This is a genomic window from Salinimicrobium maris, assembly GCF_049680855.1.
Classification (GTDB): domain Bacteria; phylum Bacteroidota; class Bacteroidia; order Flavobacteriales; family Flavobacteriaceae; genus Salinimicrobium.
This window is the reverse complement of sequence record NZ_JBMPGS010000002.1, coordinates 695,782-712,830: the sequence shown is the minus strand read 5'-3', so window position 1 is coordinate 712,830 and position 17,049 is coordinate 695,782. Positions and strand designations below refer to the sequence as shown.

Below are 17,049 nucleotides of genomic sequence, written 5' to 3'. Positions count from 1 at the left end.
ATTTTATTTTGGAGTTGCGATCATGTAAACGATTCGCTTATTCCCCACATTAGAGAATATATTTTGTAATTGCGATGAGCTGCAGTTAAAAGCACACTGAATCAGAATGTACTTAAGGTTCGAAAATTCATTGAGTGAAGAAAGATCAATGGATCTTTTTAAATCAGCAGAACTATCAACTTTTAATTTTAGCAGTCTTACCGAGTTGAAATCTGGATTTGATTTTTGAAGCGCCTGAAGGTTATTGGTATCAAAAACGGCAACCGTAGGAACTCCGCTTCCTAAAATCTGGGCACCGGTATTACTTATGATAATGGTTGCATTTGAACCGTAAACCAGCTTTTCCAGCTCCTCGATTTCATTGCTGCTATATCGCTGATTAGAATTTGCTACAGTTCCCTGGAGTTCTTCAAGATTAGTGACCTGGTAATTTTGAGCATGCGTCTTTACTGAATTGGAAAGAAACAGGACTGCCATTCCCAGGAGGAAGTAATTGAGATTGTTTTTTATAGGATATGCCATGATGTATGTTTTACTGTCGCCAGCCAAAAAATGAAGTAGAAGTTAGATTTTTGATGATCCTGTGGAGAAGGGGCTTCCGGGAAAACGAGAAAAATCAATAATTTATCGGGTGGTGCGGTTTAGGTTTTTAAGATTCATAAATAGATTTTAAGGGCATTAGAAATCATTATTTCTGAAGTAAAACTATCTTCAATTTTCTGTTAAAAAAAAGAAATATTCATCTTTTAGATGTAATGTGCGTTTTTACGGACAAAATACATATTAACAGGTTGTTATGACTTCTATATGAAACTAGGGGTTTTCCCTAGATGCAGTTTTGTCATCCCTATTTCAACTACTTTTTATGTTTTGATTTTGGGTATATGGATAACAGAAAATAATCTGCCGACATACCTTCCAAAAAAGCAGTTTTAATCACCCTTTTTGGATCCTTATCTATTGAAGAATTCTAATATTCCCAGTATCTTTATTGCAGTCTTCAGCATAAATAATTTAAATTGCAGTAATGAAAAATAACCTCCACGATTATAGACGATCCTACGAGAAACATAAACTATTAGAAGAAGAGATCCCGTTAGATCCTTTTCGGCTCTTTAAACTTTGGCTTGATGAAATAGAAGCAAGCCGCGAAGTGGAAGAAGTCAACACAATGACGGTTTCCACTGTGGGTCTTGATGGATTTCCGAAGTCGAGAATTGTACTATTAAAGGAGTATGATCAAGAGGGATTCACTTTTTACACCAATTACTTCTCTGAAAAAGGAAAATCCATCGCTAACAATCCAAAGGTTTGTTTGTCTTTTTTCTGGCCGCAGTCTGAGCGGCAGGTGATCATTACCGGGATAGCTAAAAAAACTTCGGAAGATGAATCATTGCAGTACTTTAAATCGCGCCCAAGGGGCAGCCAGTTAGGAGCCTGGGCTTCAGAACAAAGTAGCGTAATTTCCTCGCGTGATTACCTGGAGAAACGATTGGAGGCTCTGGAAAAAAAATATGAAGGCAAGAAAGTTCCCAAACCACCACACTGGGGAGGTTATAAAGTAATTCCTTCCCGATTTGAATTCTGGCAGGGAAGAGCAAACAGGCTGCATGACAGAATTTACTTTACCCAGGAAAATGATACCAACTGGAATATAGACCGTTTAGCGCCATAATTATGAAAAAACTCATCCTCGGAAGACATGGAAAATCTTCATGGAAGCAGGACCTTCCAGATGATGAACGACCTTTAAAGAAAAGAGCTTACAAGGATGCTGATCTTGTGATTAAAGGCTTAAAAAGTGTTTTAAAAAAGCCATTTTTGATATGGACGAGTTATGCTGAAAGAGCCAAAACAACCGCAGGTATTTTCAAAAATAAATTTAAAGTTGAGGATGAACATTTTCAAATAAAAGAAGATCTGTACACATTTAATCAGAAGGAGTTGCTGGAAGTCATTGAGTCTTGTGATGATGATGTAGCACAATTAATGGTTTTTGGGCACAATCCTGCCATGACCAGCCTGGTGAATTCTTTAGGAGACAAAACTTTTGGCAATGTTCCCACTACGGGACTTGTAGTCATTGAATTTGAATCTAATTCATGGAAGAATCTTAAAAATGGCAAAACGCTCCTATATTTGTTTCCAAAGAACTTAAGGTAATCTATGCAGAACAACGAATACGTAAACAGGGAATTAAGCTGGCTCCAGTTCAATGCACGGGTTTTACAGGAAGCTGCAGATAAAACAGTACCGCTTATAGAGCGGTTGCGTTTTTTAGGAATATTTTCCAATAATCTGGATGAATTTTTTAAGGTGCGGTATGCAACGATCAAAAGAATTGATCTTGCGGGTAAAGGCGGTAAAAGTGTTTTGGGTGGTTATAAAGCCAGTACCTTACTTGAAGAGATCACGCAGGTCGTGATTGAGCAGCAAAGTACCAGTTTAAAAATCCTGGATTCTATTCATAACCAGCTTAAGAATCATAACATTTTCATCATTAATGAAAAACAGGTTTCGAATTCTCAAAAGAAGTTTCTTCGGAATTTTTTTCTTCAAAAGGTGAGTCCGGCACTGGTGACCATCATTTTAAACGATCTTGCGGAATTACCACGATTGAAGGATAGTGCAGCTTACCTGGCCGTTAAAATGGTCATGAAAGAACCTGTAAAAAATGGAAATGGAGTTAAATACGCTAAAGAAAAAAAATATGTATTAATTGAAATCCCCAGGAGCATTGAACGATTTGTGGTGCTGCCAAAGGAGGGGAAAAAACAGTACATCATTCTGCTGGATGATCTCATCAGGTTTCATTTGCATTCTATTTTCAACATTTTTGAATATGAAAGTGTGACGGCGCATATGATCAAGATTACTCGCGATGCTGAACTTGATATTGACAGTGACTTAAGCAAAACTTTTATAGAAAAAATAACGGCCAGCGTTCAGGATAGGATAGAAGGAGAACCGGTGCGCTTCGTGTATGATATGAACATAGAGCAGGATACGCTGGATTATTTGATGAGTAAAATGGGGATTGACGTGACCGATAGTATTATTCCAGGCGGACGTTACCATAACCGAAGAGATTACATGAACTTTCCCAGCCTGGGAAGGGAAGAATTATTATATGAGGCTATAGAGCCACTTTCCATCCCAGGTTTGGTGCTGCAAACGAGTTTATTGAAGAGTATTGCAGAGAGGGATTTTTTGCTGCATACTCCTTACCAGAATTTTTCTTATATCGTAAAGTTTCTGCGGGAATCTGCACTTGATCCTAAAGTACGGTCCATTAAGATCACAATTTACCGATTGGCCAAGATCTCGCACATTGCCAGTTCCCTTATCAATGCAGTCAAAAATGGTAAAAAAGTCACGGTTCAAATAGAATTAAGGGCACGCTTTGACGAAGTCGCCAATATTAATTATGCAGAGCAGCTTCAAAAAGAAGGTGTAAATCTCATTTTTGGAGTAAAAGGTTTAAAAGTACATTGCAAGGCTTGTGTGATTGAACGACAGGAACAGGGGAAACTGAAAAAGTATGGTTTTGTAAGTACCGGTAATTTTAACGAATCCACTGCAAGAATTTATTCAGACTATACCCTTTTTACCGCAGACCAGGGGCTTTTGAAGGAGGTAAACAAGGTTTTTGACTTCTTTGAGGTAAACTATAAAATCAACCGGTATAAACATCTCATCGTTTCTCCGCATTATACCCGTTCAGCGCTCACCAAACTTATTACCACAGAAATTGAAAACGCGGCGGTGGGAAAACCTTCAGGAATAAGACTGAAACTCAATAGCCTTTCAGATTATGAAATGATTGATAAGCTGTATGAGGCGAGCAGGGCAGGAGTTAAGATTAAATTAATCGTCCGCGGAATTTGTTGCCTCATCCCCGGGATTAAAGGAATGAGTGAAAATATTGAGGTGATAAGTATTGTAGATAAATTCCTGGAACATCCACGGCTTTACATCTTCGAAAATGGTGGAAACAAGAAGATTTATATTTCTTCGGCAGACTGGATGACCAGGAACCTTGATCTTCGGGTAGAAATTGCCTGCCCCATTTATGATGAGGCCATTCAGCAGGAATTGATTGATACTTTTGAAATATGCTGGAAAGACAATGTAAAGGCAAGGATCATTTCCGAAAACCAGGACAATGCATACAAACGTAACAACAAACCTGCATTAAGATCTCAATTTGCCTTGTATGATTATTATTTAAGAAAAATACAAAAAGAAAAATCTTGATTACTCAGAAGAAATATGCTGCAATAGATATAGGGTCCAATGCCGTAAGGTTACTTATTTCTACCATTACCGAGCTGGAAGGGCGGGAGCCCATATTCAAAAAAACGTCTCTTGTGAGGGTGCCTATCCGGTTGGGGACCGATGTTTTTCTGAACAGAAGAATTTCTGAAGAAAATGTGAACCGTATGTTAGATACCATGCAGGCCTTTAAGCTGCTCATGAAATCACACAGGATCGAGAAATTCAAAGCCTGCGCCACTTCGGCCATGAGGGAATCCCAAAACGGGAATGAGGTAGCAGAACTTATAGAGCAGAAAACCGGTATTGAGATCAATATTATTGATGGAAATGATGAGGCAGCGATCATCGCAGCTACAGATCTTCATACGCTCATTAAAAATGACAAAACTTACCTTTATGTTGATGTGGGTGGTGGAAGTACAGAATTCACCTTATATTCCAGTGGAGAGACCATTGCGTCACGTTCTTTTAAATTGGGAACTGTGCGGTTACTCAATGATATGGTAACCCAGGAAACCTGGAATGAGGTTGAAGTCTGGATAAAGCAAGTAACCAAGAAATATTCTAGAATTGATTTAATTGGTTCTGGTGGTAATATCAATAACATTTTTAAGAGCAGCGGAAAATCTAATGGAAAACCTCTGAGTTTTTTCTACCTCAGTTCGTACTACCAGTTATTACAATCTTTCACCTATGAAGAAAGGATCACTGAACTGAACCTGAACCAGGACAGGGCAGATGTGATCGTGCCGGCAGCAAAAATCTATCTCTCGGCCATGAAATGGACACGAGCGCGTCGCATACATGTTCCAAAAATAGGATTATCTGACGGGATTATTAAATCCCTTTACCAGGAAAACAAGAGCCCGGTTTAACCGTGAATTTGTTCTGAAGTTCCAAGATCTTTCATGATCCCCGCTTCATACTCCAGTAAATCCTGCCATTTCTGGTCTACTTCTTTACGATCACCATATTTACGGGCGAAATTCAGGAACATGGTATAATGATTGGCTTCGCTTACCATTAAATTTCGGTAGAATTCTGCCAGTTCTTTGTCATTTAACTTTTCAGACAACAACCGGAACCTTTCACAGCTGCGGGCTTCAATAAGGGCTGCGTACAACAGGCGATGCGTAAGATTTGTCAACCTGCTGCCTCCTTTTGGAAAAAATTTGAGCAGTTGAAGCACATATTCATCTTTTCGGTCCCTTCCTAAAGTCAGCCCTCTTTCAAGCAGCTTTTCGTGAACCATTTTAAAGTGACTCATTTCCTCTTTTACCAAAGCCGTCATTGCGGTCACGAGTTCAGAATATTCAGGATACGTGACAATAAGAGATACAGCCGTAGAAGCTGCTTTTTGTTCGCACCAGGCGTGGTCCACGAGGATTTCCTCTATGTTTTTCTCAACTATATTCACCCATCTTGGGTCTGTGGGAAGTTTTAAACCTAACATTATATATCTAAATCAAAAGTGGTGCGCAGTTTATCAATAAGCGCATTTTTTTCTCTCAGTTTTTCATATTTCTCCATGGGAGTAAAGGCATATTTCTTCGCAACCTGTTCATTTACCTTAATTTCAAGGCTAATATGGGTATTTTGAAGCTTGTCCTTAATGTGTCCCAGCAGGTGGTATTGTGCTCTTTCCAGTTCCTGTTTCATGGTATCGTTGGGCAACTCCAGTATGATCTTTTTCCCATCAAGCGTAGGAGTGTCCGTTTCCATGATCGAAGCAAGAATTTTTTCCCCTTTTTCATGCTGCATTTCTACAAACTCTTTCCAGGCTTCCTGCATCTGGGCTTCGGTGAAATCCTCATCTTTCTCAACAGCCCTTTCTTTTTCAGCTTTTCGCTGCTGGGCTTCCAGTTCTTTTTTCTTCTGAATACTTTTTAAAGAGAGGCCGGAAACCCGCTTTTTGGGTGTTTTTATTGCTACGGAAGGCGTTGGTGCGGGCTGCGGTTCTTCCTCCTGAACCGGTTTTTCTTCTACTTCTTTGGGAGTTTCTTTTTCCGGAAGGCAGGAGGATTTTCCAACTTCAGGGGAAGGAATTTGGGATTCACCTGAAGGTGCTGCATCTCCTTCTGAATATTCATTGTTGGTAATTACTGACTTTTCTTCACTGGAAAGTTTTAAAGCCGGCGGGGGAGGTGGTGCCTGTGTAAAATGAGACGGCGGGATTATGAAGCGCTCATCCTTTTTTTTTTCTCCGTCAAACGTGACAGAGGCTAATTGCATAAGACAAAGCTCTACCAACAGTCTTTGGTTTCGGCTGTTTTTGTACTGTAGATCACATTCATTGGCCAGCTCAATTCCTTTCAGAAGAAAAAGAGTGGAAGCTTTTTGTGCCTGCTCAAAGTATTTCACTTTGGTATTTTCTCCAACCTCCAGCAAATTAACCGTTTTAGGATCTTTGCAAACCAGCAAATCTCTAAAATGTGAAGCGAGGCCAGCGATAAAATGATGTCCGTCGAAACCATGGGTCAAAATCTCATTATACATCACGAGCAGCTGTGGGATCTCATTTTCCAGAATAAGATCTGTTGCGCTTAAATAGGTATCGTAGTCAAGAACATTCAGGTTTTCTGTAACCGCCTGGCGGGTGAGGTTCTTACCGCTAAAACTTACTACCCTGTCATAAATGGAAAGGGCGTCACGCATGGCGCCATCGGCTTTCTGGGCAATGATGTGCAATGCATCGTCTTCAGCATCAATTCCTTCCTGTTCTGCAATGTAGGCTAGGTATTCTTTAGCATCCTTTACCGTAATCCGTTTAAAATCGAAGATCTGGCAACGGGAAAGAATGGTAGGGATGATCTTATGTTTTTCTGTAGTTGCTAAAATAAAGATGGCATGTTTTGGCGGCTCCTCAAGTGTTTTCAGAAAAGCGTTAAAAGCCGACTGGGATAACATGTGTACCTCATCAATGATATAAACTTTGTATTTTCCAACCTGCGGCGGAATCCTTACCTGGTCGATAAGATTTCGAATATCATCTACAGAGTTGTTAGAAGCGGCATCCAGTTCAAAAATATTAAAAGCGAAATCTTCCTGCGGATTTTCGGTGGCTTCCTGGTTGATCTTTTTGGCAAGAATACGGGCGCAGGTAGTTTTTCCCACTCCGCGGGGGCCTGTAAATAGCAGTGCCTGTGCCAAATGATCATGTTCAATGGCATTCAATAATGTGTTGGTGATCGCCTGCTGGCCCACCACATCTTTAAAGGTTTGAGGGCGATATTTTCTCGCCGATACTACAAAATGCTCCATTGAAATTCTTTATCAGGGCAAATATAAAAATACAAATGCGAAGTAGGGGAACAAAGCTTTTATTTTATCCACAAATACTGGTTAATAGAGATATGAACTGCAGCTCTAGATTAGATGAACGTGATGACAACACGGGTGTTTCGAAAATGATAGTTTCTGAAGCGATTCTTTGGAATAAGAAATATTCAGAAGCTTCAAAAATGGTATTTCTGTAGTATATTTGCTGCAAAGCAGGTCGCCTTATCGCTGTCCCGTCCCAAGATTATTTGGGGCGGGAGGGAGGAAAGTCCGGACACCGTAGGGCAGCATAGTGGGTAACGCCCACCGGTCGTGAGGCCAGGACAAGTGCAACAGAAAGAATGTACAGGTAATGCTGTAGTGAAACCAGGTAAACTCTATGCGGTGCAATGCCATGTATACCGGCATTTAAGGATTGCCCGTCCGTTGCCGGAGGGTAGGCAGCTAAAGGTTGCTGGTAACAGTAATCTTAGATAAATGATAAGGATCCTTTCCGGTAATAATCGGGTCTTAGGAGACAAAATCCGGCTTATAGGCCTGCTTTTTTATTTTTTCAAAAGCTCCAGAGCCCATTCCCGTGCGTCTTCAAATTCCATAAAGACTTCAAAAGGTACTTTGGAAAACTTTTTTTCGAAATTGGCGCCTTTTACAGCTGCAGCTGTTTTACAAATAATTGCGATGCCGCTAAGCGTTTTTTCCTGCACAAGTTGTGGATATATTAATGGGTCAACATTGTAATCGTTTATTCTCTCTGAAATGTAAACGTGCTTTTTGCCATTAAAAAATTTCTGTACAGTTCTCAATAGTTCATCAAGTTTCTCATGATCCAATACTACGCCGTTTTTGATGCGGGCCACCACAAAGCCTTCGTGAAAGCGCAGAACCACGAATGATAATTCAACCGTCTTGATGTAAGCAGTCATGAGTTTAATTTACAAAGAAAAAACTAAAAACAGAATTTCCATATTTTCGGGCTTCGGTGAAATGAGGAACGGTAGACATGTCCATCTTCTTTGAATGCTCTATAATAAGCACTCCTTCCTCTTTTAGAAGCTTATTTTCAAAGGTGGTACTCACCATATTTTGTAAAGATTCAAGATCAAAGTTGTAAGGAGGATCGGCAAAAATGATGTCAAAAGTAAAAGGCGTTCCTGAAAGATATTTCTGCACATCGCTCTTTACAGTAGTTATGGGCATTTCAAGTTCTGCAGAAGTTTTGTTGATAAATTTTACGCATTCATAGTGGCCGTCTATAGCAACTATAGATTCTGCTCCTCTGGAAGCAAATTCATAGGCGATATTGCCGGTGCCGCTAAAAAGATCGAGTACCGTCAAGGCCGAAAAATGGTAATGGTTGTTCAGAATGTTAAAGAGGGCTTCTTTTGCAAAATCTGTCGTGGGGCGTACCGGCAGCTTCTTTGGCGCAAAAATCTTTTTCCCTTTGTGAATTCCTGAAACAATTCTCATTGAAGTGATTTAAATAATGTAAAAAATTTATAACCTATTGGCAGTGTGCCTTCGGCTTCAAAAATAAAACCAAAAGCTGTAGGCAGGAAGGAAATATTTCGAACGTAGGTATAGGCTATCTTATATTCTTCAGATTCTTCTGAAATATCTCCCAGTAATATGAGTTCAAAGGTAGCAGGATCTAATTCCAGCTGTTCTGCAGTGAAAAGGAGGTAATAGATGAAATCTTCTTTAGTCTCGCAGGTAAAGGAATTGGTAAGGAGTAATTTGCCGTTTTGAATTACAATTAGATCATATCCCGAAGCATAATTATTCAGGAATATTTTTGCTTCCCCAGTTTGGTGACTGTTCTTTTTGAGAAATTCTTCTACAAGAATGGTGGTGCTGTGCCTATATTCAAATTCCCCGTATTTGTCGAAAAAGTAGTTGTTGATATTGGTGTACGGAATGTAAAGATTTACCAGACCGGTTTCCTTGAGGTAATCATGTGCAACAAAATCTGTTTCCAGAATCTTGGTATTGAATTTCAAATAATCTGAAGCATTTTCTTCGCTAAACAATTCTTCGGGCACAATGGTGTAAAGATCATTTGAAAACAGCACCTCTACTTCCCCCGGAATTTTTTGAAGGAAAGCCTCTTTCGAGTACACTTTCTCAATTTGCGCCAAAACTTCAATAGGATTCAATTTTTTTTCGAAATCCAGTTGTTTAAGGAAAACTACAGCGTTTCGCTCCCTGTCCAGGGCGCAAAAAGAAAGTCCATTCAGGCTAACCTGAATGGACATCTTTATATTTTTTATTTCTTTGCGGTTATTCGTTATCCCCATACCTTAATGGCCAGTTCCCGCTCGTCTTAACTTCATTCATCGAGCCGACAGATAAAAATGCTCCAGGTACTTCATCGACACCTACTATTTCCTCTTCCTGCATTACCAGTTCCCTGTCAAGATCATGAAGTACTACGCTCTTAGCAATCCTGGCTTCAAAAACAGGAATTTGACTTTCATTTTTCGTAACTGTACCGGCGTCCATCTCGAATTGTGCATCTACACCTTCAATTGGAACATTCATCATTGTTCTAAAACGGTCGCTGTTTCCAAACAGAGAATCCTTAACAGATGCGAACCCTAAAGTATCGATCACTACATCTTCCACTTCCCTGTCAACTCCATAAGTTCTTCGGTATTCCTCGTCAAGGTAAGTAGTGTCACGACGTTGAGTAAGGGTATATTGGGCAGTATCAAGAAAGCTTACCAAATCATCAAAGTCCTCTTCAAATCTTCCGGTAACCTGGCGGTGAGCCATTTGGGCTGCTCTTATGTCTTTAAGATTTTCAATTACTTTAGCATAACGCTTTTCTTTAATTTTATTGAATTGGATAGGCTCGTAAACTGCGTTGAATACAAGATATCCCAGGACTACGATAATAATCCAAAGAAGTAATTGAATTACAAGTTTCATGCTTTGTGAAATTTTAGTTAATAAGTGTTCATCGCAAATCTACAACTTTTTTTTATTCGCAAAAGTTTCTCTGCTAAAAATCATTAGTATCTTTGAGATTTCACACGCACTTATGGAGATATTGACTGCCGGATCTTTCTACAATTTACTTATTAAAGACCTTGGTTTTGAAGCTAAGATGAAGCAGGACATTGCTTTACAACAGCTTTCATCTTTCGTTATTGAAGAAAAAAAGGATGCTGTTTTTCTTCTTAAAGGCTTCGCCGGAACTGGAAAAACAACCATAATAAGTTCGCTTGTCAAGAATTTATGGAAAGTAAAAAAGAGCGGAGTGCTGCTTGCTCCCACCGGAAGGGCCGCTAAAGTGATATCAAATTACTCTGGAAGGGAAGCCCATACAATTCACCGGAAGATCTATTTTCCGAAGAAAAAGTCGGGGGCGGGCGTGCAATTTGTACTGCAGCCAAACAAGCATAGAAATACCCTTTTTATAGTAGATGAAGCCTCCATGATTCCCGATGTGAATAATGATGCCAAAATGTTTGAAAATGGTTCTTTGCTCGACGATTTGATTCAGTACGTTTATTCAGGGCACAAATGCCAGCTCATTCTCATGGGAGATACCGCGCAGTTGCCGCCAGTTAAACTGGAAGTGAGCCCTGCACTGGAAGAACAAAAACTTCAGAATAATTACAACAAGGAAGTCACTCATATTGAACTCGATGAGGTAGTACGGCAAAGCGAGGAAAGCGATATTCTCTTAAACGCCACACTAATTCGGGAAGCCCTGCGGGAGGAATTTTATGAATCATTTAAATTTCAGCTTACCACTCAAAAAGATGTAGTGAGGCTTATCGACGGGCACGAAATAATGGAAGCCATTGAAGATTCCTACCGAAATCTGGGCCACGAGGATACGACCATTATCGTTCGGTCAAATAAAAGAGCGAATATGTATAACCAGCAAATTCGTAATAGGATTTTGTTTCAGGAAGAAGAAATTTCTGCCGGAGATTATCTTATGGTGGTCAAGAACAACTATTTTTGGATCAAGCCCAACAGCGAAGCGGGTTTTATAGCGAATGGAGATATTGTTAAAGTGCTTGAAATCTTTGCGATCAAGGAATTGTATGGTTTTAGATTTGCCGAGGTGAAGGTGCAAATGGTGGATTACCCAAACATGAAACCCTTTGAAACGGTGGTACTTTTAGATACGCTAGAAAGTAATAATCCATCTCTCACCTATGAAGAATCAAATGCGCTTTACCAGGAAGTAATGAAAGATTATGTAGAGGAAACTACGAAATATAAGAAATTCCTAAAGGTGAAGAACAACAGATACTTCAATGCCCTTCAAATTAAATTTTCATACGCGATGACCTGTCATAAATCACAAGGAGGACAGTGGCACACGGTATTTGTGGAGCAACCTTATTTGCCCAATGGAATTGATAAAGATTACCTGCGCTGGCTCTATACAGCTGTTACACGAGCCAAGGAAAAACTTTATCTAATAGGTTTTAAAAATGACTCTTTTGAGCTGGATTAATTGTTAATTCCTGAAAATTGGCCATTTAAAAATGGCATTTTAAAAGCTCTTTTAAATAAATTTTACTGTTTTGAACAAAAAACCATTAAGAATAATAGCCATGATCCCTGCAAGATATGCTGCGGCAAGATTTCCGGGGAAATTAATGCAGGATTTACATGGGAAAACCGTGATTAGAAGAACCTATGAAGCCGCCGTCAACACTTCTCTTTTTGAAGAAGTTTATGTAGTAACCGACAGTGATATCATTTTTTCGGAAATAAAATCTTTTGGTGGCAATGCCCTCATGTCAAAAAAGGAGCATGAGTGCGGGAGTGATCGCATTGCGGAAGCTGTTGAGGAAATGGATGTGGATATCGTGGTAAACGTGCAGGGCGATGAACCTATGATAGACAGCGAGAGCTTACGAAAAGTTTTAGAGGTATTCCGCGGGAACGATGCTGAAAAAATTGACCTCGCTTCGCTAAAAACGCCTTTAACGCAGCAGAAGGATATTGATAACCCGAACAATGTGAAGGTGATCACCAACAAAGATAATTTTGCTCTCTATTTTTCGCGATCTCCAATTCCGTATCCGCGGGAAAAAGCTTCCGGGGTAACTTATTTCAAACATATTGGGATTTATGCATTTCGGAAACAGGCTTTAATGGATTTCTACAGGTTACCTATGCTTGAACTGGAAGCGACAGAAAAAATTGAATGCATTCGTTACCTCGAATATGGGCATAATATAAAAATGGTGGAAACCAGCGTCAAGGGTGTTGGTATTGACACTCCCGAAGACTTAGAAGAAGCCCGGAAAATGTTTTAAAAAAGTTATTTTTGAAGGTTTTTTATGGAAAAAAATATTTTCTCACCGTTTTCTAGATAAGAAAACTGTGTTAGGTGAAGGAGGGAATTCTATATCTTTGGAAAAACCAACACATTTAAACATGAAAAACATTTTTTTAATTCTTTGCGCAGGACTCATTTCTTTTTCGGGCATGAGCCAGGTACAGGTACCACAACCCAGTCCCACTGGAAAAATTGAACAAAAGGTAGGCCTTACAGACGTTACCGTTAAATATTCACGCCCGGGGATGAGAGGTCGTACCATTTTTGGAGACCTTGTACCTTATAACGAAATATGGAGAACGGGTGCCAATGAGAACACTACTGTTAGTTTCAGTGAAAAAATAACAATAGACGGCCAGGAACTGGAACAGGGGACGTATTCCATTTATACAATTCCGAAGGAAAATGAGTGGGAAGTGATCTTTTATAAAGACATCAATAACTGGGGTTTACCAGCGGAATGGAAGGAGGAAAATATAGCATTACGGGCTACAGCCCAACTTGAGGAACTGCCTTTCTCTATGGAAACTTTTACTATCATAATCGATGAACTGAAAAATGATTCAGCAAATTTGAATTTCATATGGGAAAACAAGGTAGCTATTCTTCCATTTGAAGTGCCTACAGATGCTGCAACAATGGCAAGTATTGAAAAAGTCATGAATGGGCCGGGAGCAAACGATTATTTTGCAGCAGCAAGTTATTATCATTCTGCCGACAAAGATTTGAAGAAAGCTCATGAATGGATCACAAAAGCCGTGGAAATGGGAGGGGAAGAAGCTTTTTGGGTGCTTCGGAGAAAATCTTTAATTGAGGCCGATATGGGCAAGAAGAATGAAGCTATTGCTACAGCAAAAAAATCTTTGGCCGCCGCCGAAAATGCAGGAAATAAAGATTATGTAAAAATGAATACCGATTCTTTAAAAGAATGGGGAGCTATGTAAAACCATAGTATTCCATTTTTAGAAAAACTGCCTGAAAAATCTTTTAAACGTCTGCTGAGTTTAATTGCAAAACTCAGATTTTAAGCCAATAATTTAAAAGAACCTGAAATTCCGAAGCTTCGGGGACAGGTGGAGAAAAAGAGATTTTTCAGGCAGTTTTTTTATTTTAGGAGTTCGGATTTTCCAAAATGCTGTTGATCTTCTTGATTAGATCTTCCATTTCAAAGGGCTTTGCTATAAAGTCATTAGCTCCCGCGTCTTTGCATTTTGGTCCCGCATTGTGCAAAGCAGACATCATAATTACAGGCGTGTTTGCGGTTGCTTCATTTTCTCTTATTCTCGAGCAAACATCTGTACCGTTCACCCCAGAAATGAGCATATCTAGCATTACAAGGTCTACATCGTGCTCCTGGATAAGAGTTTTAGTTTTCTCTGGTTCCTCAGTGACATAAACTTCATAATCATAAAATTCCAGTAAAGTCTTGAGCATGTCTCCAATGCCCGAATCATCATCTACTACCAAAATTGTTTTTTTCTCAGCCATTTTTCTATTCTAATTTTACTATTCTTTGGCTACAGACAATGTGAAACAAAAATCTGAGCCTTTACCCTTTTTACTTTTAACGCTTATAGCCCCTTCATGACGTTCTATGATTTCATTTGCGAGGTATAATCCTATCCCAAATCCTGAATAGGTTTCTTCACTTTTTCCCCCAATACGATAAAAGCGCTTGAAGATATTCTTATGGTTTTTCTTATCTATTCCAATTCCCTGGTCCCTTACACTTACTGAGACCTGGTTGTTTTTTGACTTGCTTATTTTGATTCCAATATCCCGACTGTCCGGCGAATATTTTATGGCATTTGTGATGAAATTGATTAAGACCTGCCCAATTCTGTCTCTGTCGGCAAAGACCTCGCATTTAAAATCATGTTCAATGCTTATGCGGTGCTGTGTGTTGGTATAGTTGATATCCTGTACGGTCTCTGTTACCAGATCATTAATACTGAATTTTTCTTTTTGAAGTTCCAACTTATTCTCTTCAAGACGGGAAAGATCTAGCATTTCTGAAATAAGGCGGGTTAAACGACTTATTTGATGATCAATTCTTTCAAGGGAAGGCCTTAGAGGGAGCTTAAATGTTGAAATTTCCTCGTCGCTATTTAGCAGCGTTAGTAAAAGCTGTACATAGCCCTTTATTGAAGTCACCGGGGTTTTAAGTTCGTGGCTTACCATTTTGAGGAAATCTTCTTTCCTCTTTTCTTCTTCTTTTAATTTGTGAATTTCTGTATTTGTGCCAATCCACATTTTTATCTTGCCATGCTCATCTTTAACAGCTTCGGCTCTGCTTAAGTGCCATTTGTATTTCCCGTACCTGTTAATATATCGAACTTCAGTTTCGAAATCATTTCCGGTTTCTAAAGATTCTTTCCAGTTTTTTCTCATTTCCTCGAGATCATCTGGATGTACCAGATGTGTCCAGAAATTGGTGTAAAGTTCTTCACTTGTAAATCCTGTGTAATGCAGCCAGTTTTGGTTGAAGTAGATGAAATTACCCTCGGGGTCGGTATTTGTAACCTTATCTGGCATCAGGTCTGCCATTTGCCTAAAATAGGATTCACTTTCCTTAAGGAGGTTTTTTGATTTCACCATTTCAGTGACATCTATGGCCATATTCAAAATGCCATAGATATTCCCTTTCTCATCACGCAGAGGCTTATAGGTAAAGTTAAAATAGCCGGTTTGCAGCTTGTTACCAATCATCAAATCTACTTTGTCTTCTTTTCCCCAATAAGTTTCACCGGTAGAATAAACCTCCTGGAGCAGACCAATGAAAGGCTGTCCTTCCAGCTCGGGTAAAGCATCTTCAAGATTTTTGCCTATCACAGAAGGGTCTTTCCCCCACAGTTTTATCATGGCATCATTGGCCAGTTCTATATTTAAGTCCTTGCCCGTATATACAGCGGTCGCCACAGTGGCTTCTTCAACAATACTACGTATTCTATGCTCTTTTTCGCGGATAAGCTGTTCCTGAATTTTTTCTTCATGCACGTCTACTACAGTACCAACAATACCTTCATAGGTGCCATCACTTAGAAATTTTGGCTGACCCCTGTCCATAACCCACCTATAGTCTCCTTCACTTGTTCGCAATCGATAATTGATACTAAGCGCCGTTTGATTGTCATTTGCTTTTTTGAACTGTTCTTCGGCACTTAACCTGTCTTCCGGATGGACGGCATTAAGCCATCCAAAACCTTCAGCGTCCTTAGTAGATTGCCCGGTATATTCGTACCAGTTCTCGTTTAAATATGTGCTGCGCCCATCTTTATCTGTGATCCAGATAATAGCAGGCACCGTATCGATCATTTCCTTAAGGAGACTTTCGTTCTCTTCTACTTTCTTCCTGGATTCTACTTTTTCAGTTACATCAACTACATGTACAAATATACCTTCCACCTCACCTTTGGAATCCAGGATAGGCTGATAAACGAAATCGAGATAAGAATTTTTTAGTGTTCCCTCGCCCGCATCCAATTTTATAGGTATTTCATTTCCTATAAAGGGTTCACCAGAAGAATACACCTTATCTAACATCTGAAGGAAACCCTGGCCTTCAATTTCCGGTAAGACTTCCTTTACCGTCTTGCCAATGATATTGTCTCTCCCAATGAGCTGATGATACATTTCATTGGCAATTTCGAAAATATGATTTGGCCCTTTCAGTATGCATATCATTGCAGGGGAATTGGTGAGAATATCACCAAACCTGTTAAAATATAAAGCTTCCTGCTGTTGCCCGGCATCTAAGTAGGTTGTATCTTTTAAGGATAAAAGCAGGTGTGTTTCCTCTATATTACCCAATTTGAATTCATTTGCATTTATTAGGAGGGACCGTAATCCTAGCTGTGGGAAATTATGGGTTAAAACAAAGTTTTCTATCCTCGTATTTTCCTGTAGTACTGCGTTTAATAACTCTTTAAGCTGCGGAATGTCCCAATCTCTGTTTCCAAGGTCAAAAAAAGATTTTCCTTCAATAGAAGCATTTTCCAGGTTAAAACTGGTACAAAAGCTAATACTGGCAGATATTACCTTCAAGTTTTTGTCAAGAACAAGCAAAGGCTCCTGCACAGTACTGGTAATAGCCGCTGCCTGATGTTTTGCTGCAATTGGTGTGCTGTTATAATCCCTCGAATCTCCGGAGGTATGGACCATAAATTAAATTCTTTTTTAAG

At 39.5% G+C, this 17,049-nt stretch carries 16 protein-coding genes and 1 other RNA gene; 8 read left to right on the top strand and 9 right to left on the bottom strand.

Annotated elements, in window-relative coordinates:
* Window positions 1-3 precede the first annotated feature (3 nt).
* Complete coding sequence (locus ACOV1Q_RS08800) at window positions 4-522, bottom strand: hypothetical protein (protein WP_424494027.1); 519 nt, start codon at window positions 520-522, stop codon at window positions 4-6.
* Window positions 523-1,027: 505 nt separating this feature from the next.
* Between ACOV1Q_RS08800 and pdxH the strand changes: the two genes are divergently transcribed.
* The 4 genes from pdxH to ACOV1Q_RS08780 are packed head-to-tail and all read left to right on the top strand — an operon-like array spanning window position 1,028 to window position 5,153.
* On the top strand, window positions 1,028-1,675 hold the full coding sequence (gene pdxH, locus ACOV1Q_RS08795; RefSeq protein WP_424494026.1) for a pyridoxamine 5'-phosphate oxidase: 648 nt from the start codon (window positions 1,028-1,030) through the stop codon (window positions 1,673-1,675).
* A 2-nt stretch (window positions 1,676-1,677) separates the two neighbouring features.
* The gene (locus tag ACOV1Q_RS08790; protein ID WP_424494025.1) at window positions 1,678-2,163 is read left to right on the top strand and encodes a SixA phosphatase family protein; all 486 of its coding nucleotides are present in this window, start codon (window positions 1,678-1,680) and stop codon (window positions 2,161-2,163) included.
* 3 nt (window positions 2,164-2,166) lie between these two features.
* On the top strand, window positions 2,167-4,257 hold the full coding sequence (gene ppk1, locus ACOV1Q_RS08785) for a polyphosphate kinase 1 (RefSeq protein ID WP_424494024.1): 2,091 nt from the start codon (window positions 2,167-2,169) through the stop codon (window positions 4,255-4,257).
* Window positions 4,254-5,153, top strand: coding sequence for a Ppx/GppA phosphatase family protein (locus ACOV1Q_RS08780; protein ID WP_424494023.1), 900 nt, complete (start codon window positions 4,254-4,256; stop codon window positions 5,151-5,153). Before ppk1 ends, ACOV1Q_RS08780 begins: the two co-directional genes overlap by 4 nt.
* Here the strand turns inward: ACOV1Q_RS08780 and ACOV1Q_RS08775 are convergent.
* Both ACOV1Q_RS08775 and ACOV1Q_RS08770 read right to left on the bottom strand, forming a co-directional pair.
* On the bottom strand, window positions 5,150-5,731 hold the full coding sequence (locus tag ACOV1Q_RS08775; protein ID WP_424494022.1) for a MiaE family protein: 582 nt from the start codon (window positions 5,729-5,731) through the stop codon (window positions 5,150-5,152). The genes ACOV1Q_RS08780 and ACOV1Q_RS08775 overlap by 4 nt on opposite strands.
* Window positions 5,731-7,539, bottom strand: coding sequence for a DNA polymerase III subunit gamma/tau (locus tag ACOV1Q_RS08770; protein ID WP_424494021.1), 1,809 nt, complete (start codon window positions 7,537-7,539; stop codon window positions 5,731-5,733). The genes ACOV1Q_RS08775 and ACOV1Q_RS08770 overlap by 1 nt, the downstream gene beginning before the upstream one ends.
* Before the next feature lie 227 nt (window positions 7,540-7,766).
* Here ACOV1Q_RS08770 and rnpB point away from each other — a divergent pair.
* Window positions 7,767-8,105, top strand: an RNA gene (gene rnpB, locus ACOV1Q_RS08765) — RNase P RNA component class A.
* Here the strand turns inward: rnpB and ACOV1Q_RS08760 are convergent.
* From ACOV1Q_RS08760 to ACOV1Q_RS08745, 4 genes are read right to left on the bottom strand one after another with little or no spacing between them, the layout of a single operon-like run.
* Window positions 8,103-8,480 (bottom strand): hypothetical protein, encoded by a 378-nt coding sequence (locus tag ACOV1Q_RS08760; RefSeq protein ID WP_424494020.1) that lies wholly within the window; start codon window positions 8,478-8,480, stop codon window positions 8,103-8,105. The genes rnpB and ACOV1Q_RS08760 overlap by 3 nt on opposite strands.
* Window positions 8,481-8,484: 4 nt before the next feature.
* A complete protein-coding gene (locus tag ACOV1Q_RS08755; protein WP_424494019.1) occupies window positions 8,485-9,024 on the bottom strand; it encodes an RsmD family RNA methyltransferase in 540 nt (179 codons plus the stop codon).
* A complete protein-coding gene (locus ACOV1Q_RS08750) occupies window positions 9,021-9,809 on the bottom strand; it encodes a DUF3822 family protein (protein WP_489686611.1) in 789 nt (262 codons plus the stop codon). The genes ACOV1Q_RS08755 and ACOV1Q_RS08750 overlap by 4 nt, the downstream gene beginning before the upstream one ends.
* 25 nt (window positions 9,810-9,834) lie before the next feature.
* Window positions 9,835-10,485 carry a hypothetical protein gene (locus tag ACOV1Q_RS08745; RefSeq protein ID WP_424494017.1) on the bottom strand — a complete coding sequence of 217 codons (651 nt, stop codon included), beginning with the start codon at window positions 10,483-10,485 and terminating at the stop codon, window positions 9,835-9,837.
* A 112-nt stretch (window positions 10,486-10,597) separates the two neighbouring features.
* Here ACOV1Q_RS08745 and ACOV1Q_RS08740 point away from each other — a divergent pair, with 112 nt between their 5' ends.
* The 3 genes from ACOV1Q_RS08740 (at window position 10,598) to ACOV1Q_RS08730 (ending at window position 13,812) form a co-directional block, all read left to right on the top strand.
* A complete protein-coding gene (locus ACOV1Q_RS08740; RefSeq protein ID WP_424494016.1) occupies window positions 10,598-12,034 on the top strand; it encodes an ATP-dependent DNA helicase in 1,437 nt (478 codons plus the stop codon).
* A 100-nt stretch (window positions 12,035-12,134) separates the two neighbouring features.
* Window positions 12,135-12,845 carry a 3-deoxy-manno-octulosonate cytidylyltransferase gene (gene kdsB / locus ACOV1Q_RS08735; protein ID WP_424494315.1) on the top strand — a complete coding sequence of 237 codons (711 nt, stop codon included), beginning with the start codon at window positions 12,135-12,137 and terminating at the stop codon, window positions 12,843-12,845.
* Window positions 12,846-12,966: 121 nt separating this feature from the next.
* Window positions 12,967-13,812: a DUF2911 domain-containing protein gene (locus ACOV1Q_RS08730; protein WP_424494015.1), complete on the top strand. Its 846-nt coding sequence runs from the start codon at window positions 12,967-12,969 to the stop codon at window positions 13,810-13,812.
* A gap of 166 nt (window positions 13,813-13,978) precedes the next feature.
* Here the strand turns inward: ACOV1Q_RS08730 and ACOV1Q_RS08725 are convergent, their stop codons facing one another.
* Both ACOV1Q_RS08725 and ACOV1Q_RS08720 read right to left on the bottom strand, forming a co-directional pair.
* The gene (locus tag ACOV1Q_RS08725) at window positions 13,979-14,356 is read right to left on the bottom strand and encodes a response regulator (protein ID WP_424494014.1); all 378 of its coding nucleotides are present in this window, start codon (window positions 14,354-14,356) and stop codon (window positions 13,979-13,981) included.
* Window positions 14,357-14,374: 18 nt separating this feature from the next.
* Entirely contained in the window at window positions 14,375-17,029 is a 2,655-nt protein-coding gene (locus tag ACOV1Q_RS08720; protein ID WP_424494013.1) for a PAS domain S-box protein, read from the bottom strand.
* Window positions 17,030-17,049 lie beyond the last annotated feature (20 nt).